At 57.6% G+C, this 25,820-nt stretch carries 21 protein-coding genes; 19 read left to right on the forward strand and 2 right to left on the reverse strand.

Annotation, left to right across the window (positions count from 1 at the left end):
• Positions 1–159 precede the first annotated feature (159 nt).
• Positions 160–1,980, reverse strand: a complete 1,821-nt coding sequence (locus tag A8B84_RS12430) for an acyl-CoA dehydrogenase C-terminal domain-containing protein (protein ID WP_064229477.1) — start codon at positions 1,978–1,980, stop codon at positions 160–162.
• A 255-nt stretch (positions 1,981–2,235) separates the two neighbouring features.
• On the opposite strand from A8B84_RS12430, the gene A8B84_RS12435 reads away from it, so the two are divergent.
• Genes A8B84_RS12435 through A8B84_RS12445 form a run of 3 tightly spaced genes read left to right on the forward strand, consistent with a single transcriptional unit; the run spans position 2,236 to position 7,080 of the window.
• Positions 2,236–2,796 carry a DUF3833 domain-containing protein gene (locus A8B84_RS12435; RefSeq protein ID WP_064229478.1) on the forward strand — a complete coding sequence of 187 codons (561 nt, stop codon included), beginning with the start codon at positions 2,236–2,238 and terminating at the stop codon, positions 2,794–2,796.
• Positions 2,797–2,835: 39 nt separating this feature from the next.
• Entirely contained in the window at positions 2,836–3,930 is a 1,095-nt protein-coding gene (locus A8B84_RS12440) for an efflux RND transporter periplasmic adaptor subunit (protein WP_064229479.1), read from the forward strand.
• A gap of 3 nt (positions 3,931–3,933) precedes the next feature.
• A complete protein-coding gene (locus tag A8B84_RS12445; protein ID WP_064229480.1) occupies positions 3,934–7,080 on the forward strand; it encodes an efflux RND transporter permease subunit in 3,147 nt (1,048 codons plus the stop codon).
• 12 nt (positions 7,081–7,092) lie between these two features.
• Here A8B84_RS12445 and A8B84_RS12450 read toward each other — a convergent pair whose 3' ends face one another.
• Positions 7,093–8,358: an EAL domain-containing protein gene (locus tag A8B84_RS12450; protein ID WP_064229481.1), complete on the reverse strand. Its 1,266-nt coding sequence runs from the start codon at positions 8,356–8,358 to the stop codon at positions 7,093–7,095.
• Between the two features lie 231 nt (positions 8,359–8,589).
• Here A8B84_RS12450 and A8B84_RS12455 point away from each other — a divergent pair, with 231 nt between their 5' ends.
• From A8B84_RS12455 to glmS, 16 genes are all read left to right on the forward strand, one after another.
• The gene (locus tag A8B84_RS12455; RefSeq protein ID WP_064229482.1) at positions 8,590–9,888 is read left to right on the forward strand and encodes an MFS transporter; all 1,299 of its coding nucleotides are present in this window, start codon (positions 8,590–8,592) and stop codon (positions 9,886–9,888) included.
• Positions 9,889–10,228: 340 nt separating this feature from the next.
• Complete coding sequence (gene mnmG / locus A8B84_RS12460; protein ID WP_064229483.1) at positions 10,229–12,115, forward strand: tRNA uridine-5-carboxymethylaminomethyl(34) synthesis enzyme MnmG; 1,887 nt, start codon at positions 10,229–10,231, stop codon at positions 12,113–12,115.
• Between the two features lie 9 nt (positions 12,116–12,124).
• The gene (rsmG, locus tag A8B84_RS12465) at positions 12,125–12,769 is read left to right on the forward strand and encodes a 16S rRNA (guanine(527)-N(7))-methyltransferase RsmG (protein ID WP_064229484.1); all 645 of its coding nucleotides are present in this window, start codon (positions 12,125–12,127) and stop codon (positions 12,767–12,769) included.
• Between the two features lie 50 nt (positions 12,770–12,819).
• Positions 12,820–13,614 (forward strand): ParA family protein, encoded by a 795-nt coding sequence (locus A8B84_RS12470; protein WP_008172572.1) that lies wholly within the window; start codon positions 12,820–12,822, stop codon positions 13,612–13,614.
• Positions 13,615–13,674: 60 nt separating this feature from the next.
• Positions 13,675–14,550 carry a ParB/RepB/Spo0J family partition protein gene (locus A8B84_RS12475; RefSeq protein ID WP_064230093.1) on the forward strand — a complete coding sequence of 292 codons (876 nt, stop codon included), beginning with the start codon at positions 13,675–13,677 and terminating at the stop codon, positions 14,548–14,550.
• Between the two features lie 271 nt (positions 14,551–14,821).
• Complete coding sequence (locus A8B84_RS12480) at positions 14,822–15,220, forward strand: F0F1 ATP synthase subunit I (RefSeq protein WP_064229485.1); 399 nt, start codon at positions 14,822–14,824, stop codon at positions 15,218–15,220.
• 19 nt (positions 15,221–15,239) lie between these two features.
• Positions 15,240–16,112, forward strand: a complete 873-nt coding sequence (gene atpB / locus A8B84_RS12485; protein ID WP_064229486.1) for a F0F1 ATP synthase subunit A — start codon at positions 15,240–15,242, stop codon at positions 16,110–16,112.
• Positions 16,113–16,187: 75 nt separating this feature from the next.
• Positions 16,188–16,445 carry a F0F1 ATP synthase subunit C gene (atpE, locus tag A8B84_RS12490; RefSeq protein ID WP_012138088.1) on the forward strand — a complete coding sequence of 86 codons (258 nt, stop codon included), beginning with the start codon at positions 16,188–16,190 and terminating at the stop codon, positions 16,443–16,445.
• A 69-nt stretch (positions 16,446–16,514) separates the two neighbouring features.
• A complete protein-coding gene (locus A8B84_RS12495) occupies positions 16,515–16,985 on the forward strand; it encodes a F0F1 ATP synthase subunit B (RefSeq protein WP_174805021.1) in 471 nt (156 codons plus the stop codon).
• Positions 16,986–17,000: 15 nt separating this feature from the next.
• The gene (locus tag A8B84_RS12500; protein WP_064229488.1) at positions 17,001–17,537 is read left to right on the forward strand and encodes a F0F1 ATP synthase subunit delta; all 537 of its coding nucleotides are present in this window, start codon (positions 17,001–17,003) and stop codon (positions 17,535–17,537) included.
• Positions 17,538–17,565: 28 nt separating this feature from the next.
• Complete coding sequence (gene atpA / locus A8B84_RS12505; RefSeq protein ID WP_008172590.1) at positions 17,566–19,110, forward strand: F0F1 ATP synthase subunit alpha; 1,545 nt, start codon at positions 17,566–17,568, stop codon at positions 19,108–19,110.
• Positions 19,111–19,185: 75 nt separating this feature from the next.
• A complete protein-coding gene (atpG, locus tag A8B84_RS12510) occupies positions 19,186–20,049 on the forward strand; it encodes a F0F1 ATP synthase subunit gamma (RefSeq protein WP_008172593.1) in 864 nt (287 codons plus the stop codon).
• 55 nt (positions 20,050–20,104) lie between these two features.
• Positions 20,105–21,499, forward strand: a complete 1,395-nt coding sequence (gene atpD / locus A8B84_RS12515) for a F0F1 ATP synthase subunit beta (RefSeq protein ID WP_064229489.1) — start codon at positions 20,105–20,107, stop codon at positions 21,497–21,499.
• A 47-nt stretch (positions 21,500–21,546) separates the two neighbouring features.
• Positions 21,547–21,969, forward strand: coding sequence for a F0F1 ATP synthase subunit epsilon (locus A8B84_RS12520; RefSeq protein WP_008172596.1), 423 nt, complete (start codon positions 21,547–21,549; stop codon positions 21,967–21,969).
• A gap of 148 nt (positions 21,970–22,117) precedes the next feature.
• Positions 22,118–23,482: a bifunctional UDP-N-acetylglucosamine diphosphorylase/glucosamine-1-phosphate N-acetyltransferase GlmU gene (glmU, locus tag A8B84_RS12525; protein ID WP_064229490.1), complete on the forward strand. Its 1,365-nt coding sequence runs from the start codon at positions 22,118–22,120 to the stop codon at positions 23,480–23,482.
• Positions 23,483–23,512: 30 nt separating this feature from the next.
• Complete coding sequence (gene glmS, locus A8B84_RS12530; protein WP_064229491.1) at positions 23,513–25,345, forward strand: glutamine--fructose-6-phosphate transaminase (isomerizing); 1,833 nt, start codon at positions 23,513–23,515, stop codon at positions 25,343–25,345.
• The last annotated feature ends 475 nt before the right edge of the window (positions 25,346–25,820 follow it).

Below are 25,820 nucleotides of genomic sequence, written 5' to 3' on the forward strand. Positions count from 1 at the left end.
AACCTCCTTCTTTTATGCTCGCGATCAAAGGTTTTCTATTTAATTCAGTTAGTTAATAACTCCAATATGGAAATGCACCTGTGAGGTGGGGTCAGGCGGGAGTATTTCAAGGCCAAAAAAATCCCGGGCAAGGCCCGGGCGTAAGAGAGACCGGATAGCTTATCCGGTAAAGGCCAGATCATCGGCATCCAGTTGCATCAGGTTCTTGCTGGGGCTGAGCATGCTGGCAGCGTGGCTCTGGGCCCGGGGCAAAAGGCGCTCAAAATAGAATTCGGTGGTTCCGAGCTTGGCCTGGTAGAAAGCAGCCGAATCCTCGCCACCGTTATCGAGTTTATCCACAGCCACCGCGGCCTGGCGCAGCCAGATATAGGCCATGGTGACGTAGCCGCTGTACATCAGGAAATCATAGGCCGCAGAGCTCACCACATCCCGGTCCTTGCGGGCCGCAAGCATGATCCGCACTGTCAGCCAGTTCCATTGGCCGGTCAGCTTGAGCAGCTCAAGCGCCCAGGGTCGCAGCCGTTTGTCGGTGAGATGCTTGCGGGCAAAATTGGCAATCTTCAGGGTGAATTCCCGGACCGCGCCGCCCTGGGTCATCAGCAAAACCTTTCGACCCAACAGATCCAGCGCCTGGATACCGGTAGTGCCCTCGTACAGGGTGGCGATGCGGGTATCCCGGACAATCTGCTCCATGCCATGCTCCCGGATGTAACCATGGCCGCCAAAGACCTGAACGCCCAGATTGGCTGCTTCGCACCCGAGTTCGGTGAGAAAGCCCTTCAGTATCGGGGTCAGGAAGCCGAGCTTGTCATCGTATTTGTCCGCCTTTTTATCATCGCCCTCAGTGAATCCCTCCACCATGTGATCGGCCAGTCGCGCTGCGTAATACAGCATGGCCCGACCGCCTTCGGCGATGGCCTTCTGGGTCAGCAGCATCCGGCGCACATCGGCATGATGAATCAGGCTATCGGCCACCTGAACCGGTTCTTTTTTACCGGAAAGTGCCCGCATAGAGCGTCGATCCTTCGCATAGGCCAACGCCCACTGATAGGACAGCTCCGCCGGCCCGACACCCTGGATTGCGGTGCCGATCCGGGCGGTGTTCATGAAGGTGAACATGCAGTTGAGGCCTTCATTCTCGGGCCCGATCAGATAACCCTTGGCCCCATCGAAATTGAGCACACAGGTGGCCGAGGCCTTGATGCCCATTTTCTTTTCCAGACTGCCACAGACCACCGCGTTGCGTTCGCCCACCCCGCCCTGGCTGTCGGGCAGGAACTTGGGCACGATAAACAGGCTGATACCCCGGGTACCCTTGGGGGCATCCGGCAGACGGGCCAATACGATGTGGACGATGTTCTCGGTCAGGTCGTGGTCGCCGGAGGAGATGAAAATCTTGGTGCCCGTGAGTTGGTAGCTGCCGTCGGCCTGGGGTTCAGCTTTGGTCTTCACCTGGCCCAGATCGGTGCCGCACTGGGGTTCGGTCAGGCACATGGTGCCGGCCCAACGGCCTTCGGTCAGTGGTGCAAGGTAGGTCTGTTTCTGATCCTCGGAACCGTGCAGGAAAATGGTGTTCATGGCGCCCAGGGACAGACCCGGGTACATAGAGAAAGGCCAGTTGGCTGTGCCCATCATCTCCTGTTTCAGCAGTCCCATGGACGCAGGCAGGCCCTGGCCGCCGTATTCCTCGGGTGCGGAGAGCCCTTGCCAGCCACCCATGGCGTATTGTTGGTAGGCTTCGCGGTAACCGGCAGGTGTAGTGACCTCACCGTTCTCGAGTTTGCAGCCTTCCTCGTCGCCGGAGAGGTAGAGTGGGCTCAGCACTTCTTCACAGAACTTTGCGCATTCGCCGAGTATCGCATCCACGATATCGGGCGTGGCGTTTTCACCGCTGGCCAGGGTGGCGTAATGACCCGGGTAGTCGAACACTTCGTTCAGCAAAAATTTCATGTCGCGCAGGGGCGCCTTGTAAACCGGCATAGCGGAATCCTCTGTGTCTTTCTCGGAATCTTCGGTGGGCAATCACCCGCCATTACCTGTTGTTTTACGCCAATACCCGGGCGCTGCCATTGACGAAAAGCGCCCGGCAGACTGTCAGAATGGACAATTGGCCGAGATGACGTAAAAGCCCGGGGAAAGCCCGGAGAGAGTCCGGCAATGATCGCTAAAGTCGGTTGTGGCGTATTCCTTTTCGCCAAAGAACCGCAATAAACCCGTTCAGAGAGTGTAAAAGTCATGCAAAGCCCGTTTACTGAGATATCGAAACGCCTGTCGACACCTATACTCTGGGTACTGTCTTCGGCACTGCTGCTCAGCGGCTGTGCCAGCCCGTCACTCGAGGATTATGCAGACCGCACACCCGAACTGGTCCCGGAAGAGTTCTTCACTGGCGAACTTTCCGCCCGGGGGGTGGTCAAGAATTTCTCCGGTGAGGTGATTCGTACCTTCGATGCGGATATTAGCGCGTCGTGGGATGATGAGGGTGTGGGCACCCTGGATGAGGTGTTCCGCTTTAATGACGGCGAGGTGCAGACCCGGGTCTGGACCTTGACTCCCTCCGAGGAGGGTTATCATGCCGACGCAGGCGATGTGGTTGAACCCGGAACCATGCGCTGGCGCGGTAACGCCATTCATATGAATTATGTCCTCCGTGTGTCATACGGTGACGGTACTCTGGATGTGCGCATGGACGACTGGATGTATCTGATCACGCCCGACACGCTGATCAACCAGACCACCATGAGCAAGTGGGGAATCGACGTGGGCGAAGTGGTGCTGGTGATCCAGAAAAAGTAACAGACGACTAACCGAGAATTGGAAGAATCTGGAAATCCTATGTGGAAACAGTGGTTGATTGCGTTGGTGCTGGTGGCAGTTGCTATCGGCGGTGCCTTTGTGTACCAGAATCTGGATGAGGGCACTGCCGCTCAGAGCGGTGCTGAGCGTCCTGCCAGTGCCGTCAACACGCTCCTTCCGAAGATGGAGATGGTGCGGGATGTGGTCAATGCAGTTGGCAGTCTGAAAGCCCTGAATGCGGTGGAGTTGACCACGGAAGTCAGTGGCCGGGTGGTAGAACTGAATCTGGAAACCGGCCGCCGGGTAGAGCAGGGTGAGGTGCTTTTACGACTGGATGATCGCCAGGCCCGGGCGGATCTGCAGGTGATTGAAGCCCAACTGGCGGATGCCCGCCGGAAGTTAGAGAGGGCACAGCGGTTGCGCTCCAACAACAGTATTTCCCAGTCCCAGGTGGATGAGCTGAGAACGGCTGTCGACGTGGCCGAGGCGCAGCGTCAGGCGGGTCGGGTCCGTCTGGAGAACCACCGCATCGAAGCGCCGTTTGCCGGTGTGGTCGGGTTGAGTGACATCAGCGTCGGGGCCTACATCACGGCCGGAACCTCGGTGACCACCCTGGATACCACCGACCGTATGGAGCTGGGTTTTTCCATTCCGGAGCGTTTTCTGGGGCAGGTGAGTCTTGGGCAACGGGTTCGCGGCGCATCGCCGGCCTACCCGGATCGGCAGTTTTCCGGTCAGCTGGTGGAGTTGGGTTCCCGGGTCAGTGAGCTGAGCCGGTCGCTGCCGGTGCGGGCACTGATCGATAATCCGGAGGGTCTGCTCCGCCCGGGGCAGTTTATGTCCGCCACCCTGACGCTCCGGGAACGGGAAGCACTGGTTATCCCGGAACAGGCGGTGATGATCCGCGGTGATGAACAATATGTGTTTGTGGCTGAAGACGGTGTTGCCCGGCGGGTTTCGGTCAACCTGGGTTCGCGCATGCCGGGTTTTGTGGAAGTGTCGAAGGGTTTGAGCCAGGACGATCCGGTGATTGTGACCGGTCAGGACCGGCTCAGCAGCGGGGACCGGGTTCGGGTATTGGAAGATGACAAGGCCATTCCCGAGAACCGATTTATCACGGCCAGGGAGTCGTAACCGGTGGTTCTTTCTGATGTCTCTATCAAGCGACCGGTGTTCGCAACGGTTCTCAGTCTTTTGATCGTGGTTTTCGGGCTGGCAGCCCTGTTGGGCCTGCCGGTGCGCGAATACCCGGATATTGACCCACCGGTTGTCTCCATTTCCACCGATTACACCGGTGCGGCAGCCGAGGTGGTAGATACCCAGATTACCCAGGTGATCGAGGGTGCCATCAGTGGCATCGAGGGTATTCGTTCTATTGAATCGTCTACTGAGCAGGGCGAATCCCGAACCAGCATCGAATTCACCACGGCCCGGGATGTGGATATTGCCGCCAATGATGTTCGTGATGCGGTGTCCCGGGTGGCCAACCAGTTGCCGGACGAAGCAGATCCGCCGGTAGTGCGTAAGGCGGATTCCGATGCCCGCCCGATGATGTGGGTCACCCTGCGCAGTGATGTCTGGGACAGTGCCGAGCTGAGTGATTTTGCCGACCGGGTGTTGGCGGACCGGCTGTCGGTTCTCGACGGTGTTGCCGACGTACGTATCGGTGGCGAGCGGCGTTATGCCATCCGGGTCTGGCTGGACCGTGAGCGGCTTGCCGCCCGGGATATCACCGTGGCAGAAGTTGAACGGGCCCTGCGCGCCAACAACGTGGAGTTACCGGCCGGATCGGTGGATTCGTCCACTCGCAATTTCACGGTGCGTGCCGAAGGCCGACTGTCGAATGTGGAACAGTTTCGGGAACTGGTGATTCGCCGGGACGGTAATGACCTGTTGCGTCTCGGGGAAGTGGCCAATGTCCAGATGGGGGTGGAGTCGGATGTCAGCCGTCTGCGCGCGAACGGCCAGACCGCCATCGGCATGGGTGTTATCCGTCAGTCCAAGGCCAACACCGTGGCCGTTTCCGATGCGGTCCGCGCCGAGTTGGAAAAGATTCGGGAGACCCTGCCGCCGGAAGTCACCATCGCGGAAAGCTACGACGAGTCCATTTTCATCCGGGCGTCCATCAAGGAAGTGGTCACCACGCTCGCCATCGCGGTGTCCCTGGTTATCCTCGTTATCTTCCTGTTCCTGCGTTCCTGGCGCGCCACCCTGATTCCTGCGGTGACCATTCCGGTTGCGGTGATTGGTGCTTTCATCGGCCTGGGTTTTCTCGGTTTTTCCATTAACGTGCTGACCCTGCTGGCGGTCATTCTGGCCATCGGCCTGGTGGTGGACGACGCCATCGTGATGCTGGAAAACATCCAGCGCCGGATTGACGAGGGTGAACCGCCATTGCTTGCCGCCTACCGGGGCGCAAAACAGGTCGCGTTTGCGGTGATTGCCACCACCCTGACCCTGGTGGCGGTGTTTGTCCCCATTTCTTTCATGGGTGGCAATATCGGACGGCTGTTCGCCGAATTCGGATTTACCCTGGCTGCGGCGGTGGTTTTTTCCAGCCTCGTTGCCCTGACGCTGGCACCGATGCTGTGTTCCAAGTGGCTCAGACACAGCCCGGAATCGGCGGAGGGCCATCGTCTGTGGGCGGCCAGCGAGAAGGTTCTGAATGGCCTGACCAATGGTTACCGCAGGCTGTTGCAGTTTTCCCTGAGGCAGCCGGGGCTGTTACTCGGCCTGGGTCTGGTGGGGCTGGTTATTGCCGCCGTGGTGTACCCCAAATTGCCCCAGGAACTGGCGCCAACCGAGGACCGCGCCGTGATCATCATGCCCACCAGCGCGCCTCGTGGTTCAACGGTGGAATACACCGATCACTACGTCCGCCAGGTGGAAGAGTCTTTGCTGCCGTATCTGGATGAGGGCATAGCCAATCGCCTGCTCTCCATCGTCGGATTCCGCGATGAGGAAGACAATGCGTTCCTGATCATGGGCCTGGTGCCCTGGGAAGAACGGGATATCAAGCAGCAGGAAGTGACCAGCGAAATCCGCAAGAAACTGGCGGATGTGTCCGGCATCCGAACCGTGGCCGTAAACCCGCCGGGTCTGGGCCAGCGCGGGTTCAGTCAGGCGGTGGAGTTCGTGGTGGCCGGACCGGACTATGAGTCGGTACAGGCCTGGAGCCAGGAGATCGTGGAGCGGGCCAAGGAGAATCCCAATCTGCAGAACCTGGATACTGACTTCGAGCTGACCCGACCAGAGCTTCGGGTCAATATCGACCGGGAGCGGGCGGCGGACCTGGACATCACCATTGAGGACGTCGGGCTCACCTTGCAGACCATGCTGGCATCACGCCAGGTGACGACCTACATTGATCGGGGCCGGGAATACGATGTGATTATCCAGGCTGAAGATGCCAACCGGGCAACCCCGGAAGACCTGGGCCAGATTTTCCTGCGGCCCCGGGAGGGCGGCAACCTGATCCCTTTGCAGGCGCTGGTCTCGGTGCAGGAAATTGGCGCCAACCCGGACCTCCGTCGCATCGACCGGCTTCCCGCCGTGGTCATCAGTGCCTCCCTCGCCGATGGTTATGACCTGGGGTCGGCCTTGACCTACCTGAACAACCTGGCTGTGGATAACCTGCCGCCGGAAGCGCGGGTCAGTTACAAGGGTTTGAGCCGGGAATTCCAGGAATCCTCGGCCGCCATCTACGTTACCTTTGCGCTGGCCTTCGTCATCGTGTTCCTGGTGCTGGCGGCCCAGTTTGAAAGCTGGATCCATCCGCTGATCATCATGCTGTCGGTGCCACTGGCGGTGACCGGTGCCCTGCTGGCGCTCTGGTGGACCGGAATCAGTCTCAACATTTACAGCCAGATAGGCATCATCATGTTGCTGGGGTTGATGGCCAAGAACGGGATATTGATCGTGGAGTTCGCCAATCAGCTCCGGGACAAAGGCTATGAGGTGCGGGATGCCATACTCGAAGGCGCCTGCCTGCGGTTCCGGCCGGTACTGATGACCACCATATCGACGATTTTTGGTGCGGTTCCCCTGGTAATCGCCACCGGCGCAGGCGCGGAAAGCCGTGCGGCCATTGGCATGGTGATTCTGGGCGGGCTGATCTTCGCCACCACGCTGACCCTTTTCATCATACCGGTGCTGTATAACCTGTTGGCCCGGTTTGCCAAATCCTCCAATGCAGTGGAGAAGGAACTGGAACGCCAGGCTTCGGGCCAGGCCGGTGGCACAGGGCTGGCGGCAGCGCCTCAGAAACGCGCGGATGACTTCTGATCAGTGACACGATCACAGGGTGGCCGGGAACTCGAGCTGGCCACCGAATATTTCATCCGGGTGGATATCAATGCAGAATACCTGCTGTCCTGACAGCATGGTTGAGAGGGTTACCGTGCGTTTGGCGTCCGGCAAACCGACATAGGGCCGACAGCTACTGATGTGCTGGGGCCGTTCCAGGGCATTGCGGAAGTATTCCCGGTGCGTCCATCGGGCGCCGGCCGAGTGATATAGGGGGTTGAATTTTCCGCGATGGATGTCCGGATTGGCCCGGGCAAGATTGCCCTGCTGTATGCCCTGGGCATTAAGCAGGAAACAGCGTTGCACACCGTCCACGTCCAACAGCTTATTGCACGCGACGTCGAACGGTAACTCCCGGCTCAGGGAGTGGCAGGCTTCCAGAATTTCGAAGCGAAGCAGTCGAAAGTAGCTCTCCTGGTCCCGGATATCCTGGGCCGAAGATTCACTGGAATCGGCAATAATTCCCTTCAGGGCCAGTTCTGTCAGTTCCGGCTCATGATCGTGCAGGCTTGTTGGCCGGGCAAACAGGAAACCCTGCAGCAGATCCGCCTCGGTTTGCAGGGCGATATGGGCCTGAGTGCTGTTCTCGATGCCTTCCAGAAGCACGAGGCTGCCGCTCTCGCGAATCATCTTCACCAGACTTTCCAGCAGCATTCGGGCGCGACTGTGGTTCTCCGCATTGACCAACAGGCTGCGGTCGAGCTTCACGATGAGCGGATTGATGCGCCACAGACGCTCGAAATTGGAATCGCCCATACCAAAATCGTCAATGGCAATCTGGAAACCATGGGCCTTGGCCTTGAGAATGAATTCCAGAAGTGCTGTCGGATTCTCGGAGGCCGTCTCCACCAGCTCCAGAACCACTTTCTCCGGGTCGATTCCGCTGCTCTGGCACTGTAGGGCGAGCTTTTCCAGAGAGGCTTCTGGATGAATGCAGGTACCCGGATTAATATTCAGGAACAGCCAGACAGGCTGTGAGCTTGCGGCGAAATTATCGAGGTGAATCTGCAACAGGTGTCTGTCCAGTTCGGCAGTCTGGTTCTCTGCTTCCGCCTGCTGGAAAAGCTCGAAGGGGGAGATGCTGGCGTTGTTCTTCCTGACCCTCACCAGGGCCTCATAGCCCACCAGTTTCCGATGGGTCGGGCTCAGGATCGGCTGGTAAACAGAACTGAAATCATAGTCGTTGATCATGTCTGGAGCCCGGGTTATTTCGGCTCCGCGATAGATGCGTCGGGGAAGTCGGACTACGCTGCTCATGGTCAGGAACCTTTATACTGCCAATGGTCTGGCCATCCTGGCCTGATGATAAAAGAATGTCTGAACAGGCAGCTAAAGCGAATTCCGTACCAGAGAGCCAAAAAACAAGCAGTTAACTTTGCTTAAACCCGTCAGATAAATGAACTTCGCTATCGGTTTTAGAACAATTGCACCAGATGCGGGCAGATTCTGAACGGCAAGGTTGGCAATGCACCAAAACAGGATTCCTTGATGCCATCAAAAAGTCAGTTCCGTTTGCTGGGCCAACGCCGTTTCCTGCCGTTTTACCTGACCCAGTTCTCCGGCGCCTTTAACGATAACCTGTTCAAGAACGCGCTGTTGCTGTTGATCACCTACAGCGCCGGCAGCTTGATGGGGCTGTCCGTGAATGTGGTGGTTAACCTGGCGGCCTTCCTGTTCATCCTGCCGTTCTTCCTGTTCTCTGGCATTGCCGGCGAAATGGCCGACCGCTATGAGAAGTCCCGGATCATCCGGAATGTGAAGCTGGCAGAGATCGTGATCATGTCCGTTGCCGCGGTTGGGCTATGGTTCGGCTGGTACGAGTTGTTGTTGGTACTGCTGTTCCTGATGGGCACCCAGTCCACCTTCTTCGGCCCGGTGAAATACGCCATCCTGCCCCAGGTGCTGGCGGACGATGAACTGGTGGGTGGCAACGGTCTGGTGGGCATGGGCACCTTTGTGGCAATTCTCCTGGGCACCATTGCCGCGGGCCTGTTGATGGGCTTTGAGGCCGCCGCCCGGCTGACGGCGATTGCGGTTGTGGTTATGGCGGTGCTTGGTTATCTGGCGGCACGCCAGGTACCGGCGACCGAACCCGACGGTTCGGGAGTTAATGTACGCTTCCGGCCGGTGGTGGAAACCTGGAGGCTGATGGCTCTGGCGGCCGAGCGTCGCCAGGTGTTGCTGGCGGTGTTGACCATCTCCTGGTTCTGGTTTCTTGGCGCGGCGTACCTGACCCAGTTTCCCAATTTTGCCCGCACCAATCTGCTGGGCGATGAAACTGTTGTCACCCTGCTGCTGGCCATGTTCACCATCGGCATTTCGATCGGCTCCATGATGTGTGAGCGGCTTACCAAGCACCGCATTACCCTGGCACCCGTGCCCTGGGGGGCCCTGGGGCTTAGTCTGTTCGGGATTGATCTGTATTTTGCGGTGCCGGACGATCCGGAGGCCTCGACCTGGTGGACACTGGTCACCGATCCCGTTTACCTGAGGGTGTTAATGGATCTGGTGGGTATCGGTATCTGCGGTGGTCTTTTCATCGTGCCCCTGTACGCCTTTATCCAGCACGAAACACCACGGGCCAAACGTGCCCGTATCATCGCCGCACTGAATGTCATCAACGCGTTGTTCATGGTGGTGAGTGCCCTGGCCGGCATCGTGGTGCTGGGATTTCTGGGAATCAGCATTCCGGGGTTTTTCCTGCTGCTTTCACTCCTGAACGGGCTGGTGTTACTGGTGGTCTGGCGGCTTCGGCGAAAAACCGCCTCACACTCTGTGGATAATTAGTTGGAAAACCTGCGGAAACACTCCGGATGAATTATAGAAATTCGATAAAAAACAAAATTTTAAATCATTTTTTAGGGTGTTTAACAAGTAGTCTTGCATGTGGATAACTTTCTTGAAAACTTTTCTGAGAAGAGTGATCCAAGCGTCTGAAAAGCCATGAATTTCGGTTTTCCACTATCCACTGAACTTCGCCAGGGAAGCCCTCGGGTACGGTGCACGGGGGCAATCAGCTTTTAACCCCAGCTTTCTCTGGTTAAAATTTGCACATTCTGACTGCAATTTCCTGGGTGAGGCGTTATACTCGCCGCCCTATTTTATCCCCCGATTTCCGAGGTGAGCTGTGGATTTTCCGACCCGTTTCGATGTCATTGTCATTGGTGGTGGCCATGCCGGTACCGAGGCCGCGCTGGCGGCTGCACGCATGGGTTCCCAGACCCTGCTGCTGACCCACAACATTGAGACCCTTGGCCAGATGTCCTGCAACCCGGCCATCGGCGGTATTGGCAAAAGCCATCTGGTTAAAGAAATTGATGCCCTGGGTGGCGCCATGGCCGAAGCCACCGACAAGGCCGGTATCCAGTTCCGGGTACTGAACAGCCGCAAGGGTCCGGCCGTGCGCGCCACCCGTGCCCAGGCTGATCGCGTTCTCTACAAGGCGGCCATTCGCCATACCCTGGAAAGCCAGCCGAACCTGACCCTGTTCCAGCAGGCGGCGGACGACCTGATTGTGGAAAACGACCAGGTCACCGGTGTCGTTACCCAGACCGGCATCCGCTTCAACGCCAAGACCGTGGTGCTCACCACCGGTACCTTCCTCGGCGGAGTTATCCACATCGGTATGCAACACCATGCCGGCGGCCGCGCCGGTGATGCGCCGGCCAACGCCCTGGCCCAGCGGTTGCGGGAACTGCCGTTCAATGTCGGACGTCTGAAAACCGGCACGCCGCCGCGCATCGATGCACGGTCTGTGGATTTCTCAGTGATGCAGGAGCAGTGGGGTGATGACCCTACCCCGGTGATGTCCTTTATCGGCAATCGTAGCCAGCACCCGGAACAGGTCTGCTGCTACGTGACCCGGACCACTGAACAGACCCACGATATTATTCGCAGCGGTTTCGACCGCTCGCCGATGTTTGCCGGCAGCATCGAGGGCGTGGGCCCCCGCTATTGCCCGTCGATCGAAGACAAGGTGAACCGGTTTGCCGACAAGGACTCCCACCAGATCTTTGTGGAGCCGGAAGGACTGACCACCAACGAGCTCTACCCGAACGGCATTTCCACAAGCCTGCCCTTTGATATCCAGCTGGCGGCGGTCCGTTCGATTCCCGGCTTTGAAAATGCCCATATCACGCGGCCCGGTTATGCCATTGAATACGATTACCTGAATCCGCAGGACCTGCGTCACACCCTGGAAACCAAGTTCATCCACGGTCTGTATTTCGCCGGCCAGATCAACGGCACCACCGGCTATGAAGAAGCCGGGGCCCAGGGTCTGCTGGCGGGGATCAATGCTGCCCTGCGCGCCCAGGAAAAAGACGAATGGTACCCGCGCCGGGACGAGGCCTACCTGGGTGTGCTGGTGGATGACCTGATCACCATGGGCACGTCCGAGCCCTATCGCATGTTTACCAGCCGCGCCGAGTATCGCCTGATTCTGCGCGAGGACAATGCCGATCTGCGTCTGACCGAAACCGGTCGCAAGCTCGGCCTGGTGAATGATGAGCGCTGGCAGAAGTTCAATGACAAGCGCGATGCGATCGCCACCGAGCGTAGCCGCCTCGAGGCCACCCGGATTCATCCGAATACCGAGGCCGGTGAGCGCGCCAACGGCTTTCTCAAGCAGCCGATGACCCGTGATCAGTCTCTGGCCGAGCTGCTGCGCCGGCCCGAGATTGTCTACAGCCACATTGCCGAGATCGGTGCCGAGAAAGCGGAAGATCCGGTGGTCGCGGATCAGGTGGAAATCGAGATCAAGTACGAGGGTTATATTTCCCGTCAGACCGACGAGATCGAGCGGCTCCGTAAGAACGAGAACACCGCCCTGCCGGTGGATCTGGATTATGACGTCATCGGCGGCCTGTCCAACGAGATCAAGCAGAAGCTCAAGACCGTTCGGCCGGAAACCGTAGCTCAGGCCTCACGTATCCAGGGTGTGACCCCGGCGGCGGTGAGCCAGATCCTGGTGCACCTGAAAAAGCGCGACCTGCTGCGCAAACAGTCGGCCTGATCTGCGCCCATGACCAAGTCACTCTGGCACGGCCAGCTCCGGGATGGACTGGCCACAATGGGCCTGTCCCTGGATGAGGATCGGCAGGAAAAGCTGCTGGCTTTTCTGGGCCTGCTTAACAAGTGGAACCGGGCTTACAACCTCACGGCTGTGCGTGATGAGCGTGTGATGGTGTCCCGGCAGCTGCTCGACAGCCTGAGCATTTTGCCCTGGGTAACTACGGATCATCTTCTGGATGTGGGTGCCGGCGGCGGATTGCCGGGTATTCCCCTGGCGATTGCACTGCCGGAAAAGCGATTTACCCTGCTCGACAGTAACGGCAAGAAAACCCGCTTTCTCAACCAGTGTGTGTTGGAGCTGGGGTTGGGTAACGTGGAGGTTATTCATGGCCGTGCGGAGGATTGCAGCCCCGAAGAACCCTTCGCCCAGATCAGCAGTCGCGCCTTTACCGCGTTGGAGAATCTGGTGAACTGGTGTGGCGATCTGTTGGCAAATGAGGGTGAGTTCCTTGCCATGAAAGGTCAGTTTCCGGATGATGAAGTAGCTGCCCTCCCGGCTGGCTGGCAGGTAAAATCCAGCCATTCCCTGGACGTTCCCGGTGCCGATGGCGAGCGCCATCTTCTGGTGGTCGCCCGGGCCGCGAATTCCCGGTAGTTCGGCAGTCGAATTTCTCTACCGCAAACCCATAAACAAGGAGGCAGGACATGGCGCGCGTGATTGCAGTGACCAATCAGAAAGGCGGTGTGGGCAAAACCACCACCTGCGTCAACCTGGCCGCCTCCCTGGCCGCGACCAAACGCCGGGTGTTGCTGGTGGATATGGATCCCCAGGGCAACGCCACCATGGGCAGCGGTGTGGATAAAAATGCCCTGGAACTGTCCGGCTACGACATGTTGACCAAGCGCGCCAGCGCTGCCGAGGTGATCATTCCCGCCGAGGCCTCCGGTTTCGATATCCTGCCGGCCAACGGCGACCTGACCGCCGCTGAAGTCGAGCTGATGAACGAAATCGGTCGTGAGCATCGCCTGCGCCTGGCCTTGAATACCGTTCGCGACAACTACGATTACATCCTCATTGATTGCCCTCCATCACTCAGCCTGCTGACGGTGAACGCCCTGTCGGCGGCCGACTCTGTACTGATTCCCATGCAGTGCGAGTACTACGCACTGGAGGGTCTGGCGGCGCTGATGAACACCGTTGAGCAGATCCAGGAAACGGTTAACCCGAATCTGCAGGTTGAAGGCATCCTTCGCACCATGTACGACCCGCGGAACAGTCTGACCCTGGATGTTTCCGGTCAGCTGAGTGAGTACTTCGGCGACAAGGTGTATCGTGCGGTGATTCCCCGCAATGTCCGCCTGGCCGAGGCGCCAAGCTATGGCGTACCCGCCCTGAAGTACGACCGGGCATCCAAGGGCGCCATTGCCTACCTCGCCCTGGCCGGCGAGATGGTGCGTCGCCATGGTTCAAAAAAGACATCCGCGCCGGTTGCGGTGTAACATACCGCCCTGTCACTCACTTAAGCACAACGATTTTCAACGGGAAGAATGACTGACACCATGGCGGCGAAGAAACGAGGATTGGGTGAACGTGGACTGGGCGCCCTGCTGGCGGGCTCCAAGGTCAATCTTGACCAGGAGCTGAAAGACCACGATGGGGAACTCCGCGAAGTTCCCATTGATCTGATCCAACGCGGCCGGTACCAGCCCCGGCGCGACATGGACCCCGCGGCCCTGCAGGAACTGGCGGATTCCATTCGTCAGCAGGGCGTAATGCAGCCAGTGGTGGTTCGTCCCATCGCCGAAGGCCGCTATGAGCTGATTGCGGGTGAGCGCCGCTGGCGTGCTACCCAGATGGCCGGCCTGGATAGCATTCCTGCCATCATCCGGGATGTTCCCGATGAAGCCGCCATCGCCATGGCGCTGATCGAGAACATCCAGCGCGAGAACCTCAATCCCATTGAAGAAGCCTTCGCCCTTCAGCGTCTGCAGGACGAGTTTGGCCTGACCCAGGCCCAGGTGGCCGAAGCCGTTGGTAAATCCCGCACCACCATTACCAACCTGCTACGATTGATCGGTTTGTCTGAAGACGTTCGTATCATGCTCGAGCATGGCGATCTGGAAATGGGCCACGGCCGAGCGATGCTGACCCTGGCTCCGGAACTGCAGATGCAGGTGGCCAAACAGGTGGTGGCCAAATCCCTGTCGGTTCGCCAGACCGAAGCTCTGGTAAGGCGGGTGCAGCAGGAAACCCCGGACAGCAAATCCAGAAAAAAGGGAACTGTGGACCCCAACATTCGCGCCCTGCAGGATGATCTGGCCGAGCGACTGGGCGCACGGGTGTCGATTGATCATGGTCAGCGTGGCAAAGGCAAGCTGGTGATTGAATACAGCTCCCTGGATGAACTTGACGGCATTCTTGGCCATATCAAATAAAAGGTCGGGGTTTTATCGGCCTTCCGGGCCCCCTACGAAAGTTCGTACCTGGCTGTGTACACAACATGTAGTGGTGAAAAACTGAACGGCCGTCTATTTGTGACTAAAATTGCCAAAACCCAGTTATTACGCCGCTTTTGACGGACCGGCCGCTGCCCGGTTTTGTTGATTCGTGCACATTGAACACATATAATCTGCGGCGCTCGTATCGGTGTATTTGCTTACTTTTTAGACGACATCGACCGAAAAGCACCGTACTTCCGGGACGAACATGACGAAGGCAGCTTCAGGCGGTATTGGCCGCCCGCCCATCGCACGATGGTTTGTAATAGAGAGTGTGGTACTTGTCTTTGTCAGCCTGGCGTTTCTCTTGCGAGGCCAGGTTTCCGGTTATTCAGCGCTGCTGGGTGGACTTATTTTTTTGATCCCCCATGGTTATTTTGCGCTCAAGGCATTCCGCTACGCCGGCGCGCGGTCTGCCAGGAAGATCATGACTTCTTTTTACCAGGGTGAGGCCGGCAAGCTCATCCTGTGCGCCATCCTTTTCACGATGGTGTTTAAATGGATTCAGCCGCTTGATATAGCGGCACTTTTTTTAACATTTGCGATCATGCTGGTCACCAATTGGTTGACGCCGCTTCTGGCGGGCAGCAATACGCAGCAAAGCTAACTGGACCTGGGAAACCGTTATGGCAGGAAGTGCATCCGAATATATCCAGCATCACCTCCAGAACCTCACCTACGGTAAGCTGCCGGCAGGCTATGAGCGTGCCGACGGAACCGTACTTCAAGATGCAACCTGGACGCTGGCTCATACCGGCAAGGAAGCATCCGACATGGGCTTCTGGGCTCTGCACATAGATTCTCTGGGCTGGGCGGTCGCGCTCGGTGCCCTGTTCCTGTTTATTTTCCGTCTGGCCGCGAAGCGTGCCACCTCGGATCAGCCCGGCGGGCTGCAGAATTTCGTTGAAGTGATGGTTGAGTTCGTCGACCAGAGTGTGAAGGAAACCTTCCACGGCAAGAACAAGGTGATTGCGCCGCTGTCGCTGACCATTTTCTGCTGGGTATTCCTGATGAACCTGATGGACCTGGTGCCGGTGGACTTCCTGCCCCAGCTGTTCCACCTGATGGGTCTGGAATACATGAAGGTCGTTCCGACTACGGATGTAAACGTTACTCTGGGCATGTCCCTGTCCGTATTCGCTCTGATCATCTATTACAGCCTGAAAGTGAAGGGCGTGGGTGGCTTCGTTGGTGAGCTGACCCTGCACCCCTTCTCTTCAGACAATCTGTTCCTGAAGATTTTGCTCGTCCCGATCAACTTCCTGCTGGAAGGCGTGAGCCTGATCGCCAAGCCGATCTCACTGGCGCTGCGTCTGTTCGGTAACCTGTACGCAGGCGAGCTGATCTTTATCCTGATTGCACTGCTGCCGTTTTGGGCACAGTGGGCACTGTCTGTACCCTGGGCGATTTTCCACATTCTGGTTATCACCCTGCAGGCATTCATCTTTATGATGTTGACGATCGTGTACCTGAGCATGGCTCACGAAGACAGTCACTGATCGGACACCATTAAGCCGTAGTTCTAAACCCTAAACCCTTAAACTGAAAAACCTAACTGAAAACTGGGAGTTATCATGGAAACTGTAGTTGGAATGACCGCTATTGCCGTTGCACTGCTGATTGGCCTGGGTGCCCTGGGTACTGCGATTGGCTTTGGTATCCTCGGTGGCAAGTTCCTGGAAGGCGCTGCGCGTCAGCCGGAAATGACCCCGATGCTGCAGGTTAAAATGTTCATCGTTGCAGGTCTGCTGGACGCCGTAACCATGATCGGTGTTGGTATCGCTCTGTTCTTCACTTTCGCCAACCCGTTTGTCGGCCAGATCGCCGGTTAATCGAGTCGCCAGAGCCGGGGTTTTACCCCGGTCAGATGATTCTTAACAAAACAGGCGAGAGGTGAAGACGTGAACATTAATTTGACGATGATTGGTCAAGCCATCGCGTTCTTTATCTTTGTCGTCTTCTGCATGAAGTACGTGTGGCCGCCAATCATGGCCGCACTGCAGGAGCGTCAAAAGAAGATCGCTGACGGACTGGCTGCCTCAGACCGCGCTGCGCGCGATCTGGAACTGGCTCAGGAAAAGTCAGCTCAGGAACTGCGTGAAGCCAAGCAGCAAGCTGCTGGTCTGATTGAACAGGCCAACAAGCGCGCGGCCCAGATTGTGGAAGCATCCAAGGATGACGCCCGCAAGGAAGGCCAGAAGCTGATTGAGCAGGCCAAGGCCGAAATTGAACAGGAGCGCAATCAGGCCCGTGACGCTTTGCGTGCAGAAATTGCCACCATTGCTGTTGCCGGTGCTGAGAAGATCCTGGAAACCTCTGTCGATGCCTCCAAGCACAACGAGATGTTGGAAAAACTGGCGGCAGAACTTTAAACGACGAGGTTCATCATGGCAGAACTGAGAACGCTGGCCCGTCCCTACGCAAAGGCAGCATTTAGTGCCGCTCAGGAGCATGAACAGCTGGCTGAGTGGTCCCAGGTGCTGACAGTTGCCGGGCAGGTCACCGCGAACAAAGACATTCGACAGCTTCTCGCGAATCCGGGTCTGGAAGAGCAGAAGAAGGCAGAACTGATTCTGGAGGTCGCTGAAGATGGCGTCACCGATCAGGTCCGCAACTTTTTCGCTGTACTGGCTGAAAACCGCCGGCTGACTCTTCTTCCTGAGATTGCAGCGCTCTTCAACACGTACCGGGCTGATCTGGAGCGCACTGTTGATATCGAAGTCACCGCGGCTTTCGAGCTGACGGACGAACAGCAACAGAAGCTCGCCCAGGCACTTTCGAAGAAACTCGAGCGGCAAGTGTCACTCGCAGCGTCATTGGACAAGTCTCTTATTGGCGGCGTGATTATTCGCACCGGCGATATGGTCATTGACGCATCTGTACGCGGAAAGCTGACCAAGCTGGCCGACGCTCTGGGCTCCTGATTTCAGCACAAGGTTTGAGGATATTGGCATGCAGCAACTGAATCCATCCGAGATCAGTGACATCATCAAGAAGAGAATCGAGAAACTCGACATCTCTTCCGAAGCAAAGAACGAAGGTACGATCCTGTCGGTATCCGACGGTATCGTGCTGATCCACGGTCTGGCCGACGTTATGTACGGCGAGATGATTGAATTTGCCAACGGCACTTTCGGCATGGCTCTGAACCTGGAGCGTGATTCCGTTGGTGCGGTTGTGCTGGGTGACTACGAAGATCTGGCCGAAGGCCAGAAAGTTCGTTGCACCGGCCGCATCCTGGAAGTACCGGTTGGTCCGGAACTGATGGGCCGTGTGGTCGACGCTCTGGGTAACCCCATCGACGGCAAGGGCGACCTCGGTACCGACCTGACCTCTCCGGTCGAAAAGGTTGCACCGGGCGTTATCGCTCGTCAGTCCGTTGATGAGCCGGTTCAGACTGGTCTGAAGGCAATCGACACCATGGTGCCGATCGGTCGCGGCCAGCGTGAGCTGATCATCGGTGACCGTCAGATCGGTAAGACCGCTGTCGCCATCGACGCGATCATTAACCAGAAAGACACCGGCATCAAGTGTATCTACGTTGCCGTCGGTCAGAAGCAGTCTTCCATTGCCGCCGTTGTGCGCAAGCTGGAAGAGCACGGTGCCATGGATCACACCATCGTGGTTGCCGCCGGTGCCGCCGATCCTGCAGCGATGCAGTTCCTGGCTCCGTACTCCGGTACCTCCATGGGTGAATACTTCCGTGACCGTGGTGAAGACGCCCTGATCATCTATGATGATCTGTCCAAGCAGGCTGTGGCTTACCGCCAGATCTCCCTGCTGCTGCGTCGTCCGCCGGGCCGTGAAGCATACCCGGGTGACGTATTCTACCTGCACTCACGTCTGCTGGAGCGCGCGTCCCGTGTAAACGCTGATTACGTTGAGCAGCTGACCAACGGTGAAGTGAAAGGCCAGACCGGTTCCCTGACCGCCCTGCCGATCATCGAAACCCAGGCTGGTGACGTGTCCGCGTTCGTACCGACCAACGTAATCTCCATTACCGACGGTCAGATCTTCCTGGAAACCAACCTGTTCAACTCCGGTATCCGTCCGGCGATGAACGCCGGTATCTCCGTATCCCGGGTAGGTGGTTCGGCCCAGACCAAGATCATGAAGAAGCTTGGCGGTAACATCCGTCTGGCTCTGGCCCAGTATCGTGAACTGGCCGCTTTCGCACAGTTTGCTTCCGACCTCGACGAAGCAACCCGTCAGCAGCTTGAGCACGGTCAGCGTGTAACGGAACTCATGAAGCAGAACCAGTACAGCCCGATGTCTGTGGCTGAAATGGGTACGGTTCTGTTCGCAGCCAACGAAGGCTTCCTGGACGACGTTGATGTCGACAAGGTAGTGAAGTTTGAAGCGCAGATGCTCGACTGGATGCGCTCCGAGCAGAAAGACCTCCTCGACAAGATCAACGAGAAAGGCGATTACAACGACGAAATCGCTGCCGGCCTCAAAGCTGCACTTGAGAAATTCAAGACCACTCAGAGCTGGTAAGAAAATGGGCCTGCGGCAATTGTCGCGGGCCGCTTTTCGTAGCAACGAGTGTCTAACTTGAGAAGGCAGTGAGTTATGGCCGTCGGCAAAGAAATACGTAACCAGATTTCAAGCATCAAGAGCACGCAGAAAATCACCAGCGCCATGGAAATGGTGGCTGCGAGTAAAATGCGTAAGGCTCAGGAACGCATGCAGGCAACTCGCCCGTATGCCGACAAGATGCGTCAGGTGATCGGGCACATTGCCAAGGCGAATGCTCAGTACAAGCACCCGTTCATGGTCGAGCGCGAGGTCAAGCGCGTGGGCTATATCGTGGTGTCAACTGATCGTGGCCTCTGTGGTGGTCTGAACATCAACCTGTTCAAAGCGCTTGTCCGTGAAATGAAAGCGTGGAAAGAAAAAGGAGTGGAAACCGATCTGTGCGCCATCGGGCAGAAAGGGGCTTCCTTTTTCCGGAGCTACGGCGGCAATGTCGTCGCGGCGCTGACCCATCTGGGGGACAGCCCGAGCTCTGAAAAACTCATCGGCAACGTCAAGGTTATGCTGGATGCGTTCTCGGAAGGCAAGATCGACCGTCTTTATGTGGTCAGCAACGAGTTCGTCAACACCATGACCCAAAGCCCGAAGGTGGAGCAGCTTCTGCCCCTGCCTGAGAGCGAAGACGAAGAAGAGATCAAGAACCAGTGGGATTATCTCTACGAGCCCGATGCCAGGCAGATCCTCGATGGCCTTCTGCCACGTTTTATTGAATCCCAGGTGTACCAGGGTGTGGTAGAAAATCTGGCATGTGAACAGGCAGCCCGGATGATCGCCATGAAGAGCGCAACTGATAACGCCGGTAGCATTATCGACGAGCTTCAGCTGGCTTATAACAAGGCGCGTCAGGCAGCCATTACCCAAGAGATATCGGAGATTGTGAGCGGCGCCGCTTCGGTCTGATCCGACCCACAATCCAACTGGTTTTATTGACTATCAAGATAACGAGGAACCGAGCATGAGTAGCGGACAAATCGTTCAGATCATTGGCGCGGTTATCGACGTGGAATTCCCACGTGACTCCGTACCCAAAGTATATGACGCACTGCTGCTTGAAGGTGGCGAAACAACTCTGGAAGTCCAGCAGCAGCTGGGTGACGGCATTGTTCGTACCATCGCCATGGGCAGCACTGAAGGCCTGAAGCGTGGCCTGAAAGCAGAAAACACCGGCAACCCGATTTCGGTACCGGTTGGTACCCAGACTCTGGGCCGTATCATGGACGTTCTGGGTCGTCCCATCGACGAAGCCGGCGAGATCGGCGAAGAAGAGCGTTGGGCGATTCACCGCAAGGCACCGGGCTATGCCGATCAGGCAGCGTCTGCGGACCTGCTGGAAACCGGCATCAAGGTTATCGACCTGATCTGCCCGTTCGCCAAGGGTGGTAAAGTTGGCCTGTTCGGTGGTGCCGGTGTTGGTAAAACCGTAAACATGATGGAGCTGATCAACAACATCGCGAAAGAGCACTCCGGTCTCTCCGTATTCGCGGGTGTTGGTGAGCGGACCCGGGAAGGTAACGACTTCTACTATGAAATGAAGGAGTCCAACGTTCTCGATAAGGTTGCTATGGTTTACGGCCAGATGAACGAGCCCCCTGGAAACCGTCTGCGTGTGGCCCTGACCGGTCTCACCATGGCTGAGAAGTTCCGGGACGAAGGCCGTGACGTACTGTTGTTCGTTGACAACATCTACCGTTACACCCTGGCCGGTACCGAAGTATCCGCACTGCTCGGCCGTATGCCGTCTGCGGTAGGTTACCAGCCGACTCTGGCCGAAGAGATGGGTCAGCTGCAGGAGCGTATTACCTCCACCAAGAACGGTTCCATCACGTCCATCCAGGCGGTATACGTACCGGCGGATGACTTGACTGACCCGTCGCCTGCAACCACCTTCTCGCACCTGGATGCTACCGTTGTACTGAGCCGTGACATCGCTTCCAAGGGTATTTACCCGGCGATCGATCCGCTGGATTCCACCTCTCGTCAGCTGGATCCGCTGATCATCGGTCAGGAGCATTACGAAGTGGCCCGTGGCGTGCAGACTAACCTGCAGCGCTACAAGGAGCTGAAAGACATCATCGCCATCCTGGGTATGGATGAACTGTCAGAAGAAGACAAGCTGACCGTAGCCCGTGCCCGTAAGATCGAGCGTTTTCTGTCCCAGCCGTTCCACGTTGCTGAGGTCTTCACCGGTTCCCCCGGTAAGTACGTTTCCCTCAAGGAAACCATCAGCAGCTTTAAGGGCATCCTGAATGGCGACTATGACGAACTGCCCGAGCAGGCGTTCTACATGGTTGGTACCATTGAGGAAGCGGTCGAGAAAGCGAAGGAGATGAAGGCTAAGGCCAAGAAGTAATTTGCGCCTGAGCACTTGTTTCCGGATCGATCAAAGAGGCAACTGACATGGGTATGACCGTGCATTGTGATGTGGTAAGTGCCGAAACAAAGATCTATTCCGGATTGGTGGAAATGCTGATCGCAGCGGGCTCTGAAGGTGACCTGGGTATTGCCCCGGGTCACACCCCGCTGCTGACCCAGCTGAAGCCGGGCCCTATTCGGATTATCAAGCAGGGCGGTGAAGAAGAAATTCTTTACGTGTCAGGCGGGTATCTGGAAGTCCAGCCCAATCTGGTGACTTTGTTGGCGGATACCGCTGTTCGTGCAAAGGATGTGGACGAAGCAGCCGCGCTCGAAGCTCAGAAAGAAGCCGAGAAAGCACTTGCCAACAAGACTGGTGAATTCGAGTACTCCCGTGCCGCTGCAGAGCTGGCCGAGGCTGTTGCGCAGCTTCGTACCATCCAGCAGCTGCGTAACAAAATGCGCTAAGCATTTTCGTTTCGGGTTTGCCGAACACCGAAGCCGCATCCTGAGCGGCTGGAAGACCAACGTGTTACGTTGGCCATCCGGCCTTGAAGGGTGCGGTTTTTTATTTTCAGCATTCAGAGAGTAAACACTCCGGGAGCCTGACTTTTCCATGAGCCCGCTACACGTCGTCATTCTGGCCGCCGGCCAGGGTTCCAGAATGAAATCCGCATTGCCCAAGGTACTGCATCCTATTGCCGGCCGCCCGATGCTCCATCATGTTATCGAAACGGCTAAACAGCTTGGTGCCGAAAAGATCCATACGGTGATCGGCCATGGCGCTGACAAGGTCCGGGAAGCTACGACTGAAGCCTCGGTAAACTGGGTCACCCAGAGCGAGCAGTTGGGTACCGGCCACGCTGTCGCTCAGGCCCTGCCGGATTTGCCCGATGACGCGCGGGTTCTCGTTCTCTACGGCGATGTGCCGCTGACCCGCCATGAAACCCTCGAGGGGCTGGTTGGCACCCTGGATGACAACACCCTGGGTCTTTTGACGGTGACCATGGACAAACCCCAGGGCTATGGCCGGATCGTCCGGGATGCCAATGGCGACGTGCAGTCAATCGTCGAGCAGAAAGATGCGTCTGCCGAGCAACAACAGATCCGCGAAGTGAATACGGGCATCCTGGCGGTATCCGCGAAACACTTGAAATCCTGGTTGCCTACGCTCTCCAACAGCAATGCCCAGGGCGAATACTACCTTACCGACATTATTGCCATGGCGGTGGACCAGGGCCTTCGTGTTTCGGTGTCCCAGCCGGAGAATCCTTTTGAAGTGCAGGGGGTCAACAATCGCCTGCAGTTGGCGGAACTGGAACGCTGGTTCCAGCGTCGGCAGGCAGACCGACTGATGACAGAGGGCGCGACGCTCGCGGATCCTGCCCGGGTGGATGTCCGCGGCGAGCTCAGTATTGGCAATGATCTGTGGATCGATGTAAACGTGGTATTCGAGGGTAAGGTCAGCCTCGGTAGCAATGTGTCCATTGGCCCCGGTTGTGTCATCAAGGATGCGACCATTGCAGATGGAGCCGAGATCAAGGCACACAGTGTGATTGAGGGCGCGGTGATTGGCGCCAGTGCCCAGATCGGCCCGTTTGCCCGCATCCGTCCGGGCACCGAACTGGCGGCGAATACCAAAGTCGGTAACTTTGTGGAAACCAAAAAGGCTATCGTCGGCGAGGGCAGCAAGATCAATCATCTGAGTTATGTGGGTGATGCCTCACTGGGCCGTAATGTGAATGTGGGTGCAGGAACCATCACCTGTAATTATGATGGTGTGAACAAGTACCGGACGGTGCTCGGCGACGGGGTCTTTGTCGGCTCCAATACAGCCCTGGTTGCGCCGGTTACCGTTGCGGCCGATGCCACCATCGGTGCCGGGTCCACCATCACCCGTGATGTAGCCGACCACGAACTGGCTGTCGCACGGGGCCGGCAGCGCAATATCGCCGGTTGGGAAAAGCCGAAGAAACACTGATACAAACGATCAACAGACAGGTAGAACAGCATGTGTGGAATTGTAGGCGCGGTTTCGGAAAGGGACGTTCAGGGCATCCTTCTTGAGGGGCTGCGCCGTCTGGAATATCGGGGGTATGACTCCGCGGGCATGGCCGTGATCGGTGGCGATCATAGCGTCCAGCGTGCACGGGAAGTAGGCAAGGTTGCCGCTCTCGGGGATGCCATGGCAGCAAACCCACTCGCGGGTCATCTGGGCATCGCTCACACCCGCTGGGCCACCCATGGCGAGCCATCCCAGATCAACGCCCATCCGCACATGTCCGGTGAGCATCTGGCCATCGTCCATAACGGTATTATCGAGAACTATCAGGAGCTGCGTGAAGAGCTCCGGGCCGACGGTTTCGAGTTCACCTCGCAGACCGATACCGAAGTCGTTGCCCACCTGATTGAGAAGAACTACCGTGCCCTTGGCAACCTTCACGAGTCCGTTCGGGCCTCCATTGCCCGTCTTCGCGGTGCCTACGCCCTGGCTGTTGTCCATGCCGATGAACCGGACCACATGGTGGTCTGTCGTGAAGGCAGCCCCCTGGTGATCGGCGTGGGTATCGGCGAGAACTTTATCGCCTCCGATCAGCTGGCCCTGCTGCCGGTAACCGATCGCTTTATGTTCCTGGAAGAAGGCGACATTGCCGACATCAAGAAGGATGGCATCACCATTCTTGATCGCGAGGGCCATTCGGTGGAGCGGGAAGTGGCCCGCTTCGAACACGGCGCCGATTCTGCCGACAAGGGCGAGTACCGCCACTTCATGCTCAAGGAAATCTACGAGCAGCCCAAAGTGATCAAGGCCACCATGGAAGGCCGGGTCACCAAAACCCGGGTGCTGGAACAGGCCCTGGGTACCGAGGCTGCAAACCTCCTCGAGAATGTTCGTCATGTCCAGATCATTGCCTGCGGCACCAGTTACCACGCCGGTATGGTGGCCCGTTACTGGATTGAGGAGCTGGCCGGTGTCGCCTGCTCGGTGGAGGTGGCTTCCGAGTTCCGCTACCGCAAACACGTGATTCAGCAGGATACCCTGTTCCTCTGTATCTCCCAGTCCGGCGAAACCGCCGATACCCTGGCGGCCCTGCGTCAGGCGAAAAGAGCAGGTTTCCGGGCAGCATTGGCCATCTGTAACGTGCCGGGTAGTTCCCTCGTGCGGGAATCCGACTTGGTGATCATGACCCAGGCTGGACCGGAAATCGGCGTGGCCTCCACCAAGGCATTCACCACCCAGCTCACGGCATTGCTGATCTTTACCCTGGCTCTGGCCCGTCATAATGGGCTGCCCGAGGAGCAGGAAGCTGAAATCGTCGAGGCCCTCCACCTCGTGCCCGGCCAGGTCAGCGATGTGCTGGCCCTGGATGGCGAGATCGCCGAGATGTCCAAGGCATTCATAGATAAGAACCACAGCCTGTTTCTGGGCCGCGGTTCCCAGTTCCCGGTCGCCCTCGAGGGTGCCCTCAAGCTCAAGGAAATCTCCTACATCCACGCCGAAGCGTACCCGGCCGGCGAGCTCAAGCATGGCCCCCTGGCCCTGGTCGACAGCGAAATGCCGGTGGTCACCGTAGCGCCCAACAACGATCTGGTTGAGAAGCTCAAATCCAACCTGGAAGAAGTCCGGGCCCGTGGCGGCGAGCTATTTGTCTTCGCTGATAGAAAGGCCGACGTGAAAGCCGAAGACGGCATTCACGTGATGCAGATTCCATCCGTGCATCCGATTACGGCTCCGATTGTCTACACCGTGCCACTGCAGCTTCTGTCCTATCATGTGGCGGTGCTCAAAGGGACTGATGTGGACCAGCCGAGGAATTTGGCGAAAAGCGTTACCGTAGAGTAATTGAAACTGCTGTATGCGACCCCGGAACGGATCTGTGGCTTCGAGGCCGAGTTTAACGCCTACCGAATGGACGATCTTAGGGCTTGCGGTACCTCCACCTGACTGGAGGGCAAGACCCACTCGGACTATAAATGCGGCTACGAAACCTACCTCGCAGGTAACCGGGTTTCGCCCCTGAAGCTCACCGCTTACGTTGAGCATGACACGACGAGTCGATGGACCAATCGTCTTCAGGCCATGGTAGTGGGAGACAGGGATCGTTTTGACGGCACGGGCTTTGTCCGCGGCCCAGTGGAATCCTATGCAATTCTGGACCTGACTTGCCGCTAGCAGCTGCCGCAGGGCGATCTCACGTTGGCTGTCAACAATCTGCTTAATGAAGACTACTTCCCCGTCATTTCGCAGATCTACAACTTTGACACTCAGTACACCCAGCGAACGGGCCGCTCAGTCATGCTGACCTACGGACTGGATT

Origin of the sequence: Marinobacter sp. EhC06, assembly GCF_001650915.1 — a bacterium.
GTDB lineage: Bacteria > Pseudomonadota > Gammaproteobacteria > Pseudomonadales > Oleiphilaceae > Marinobacter.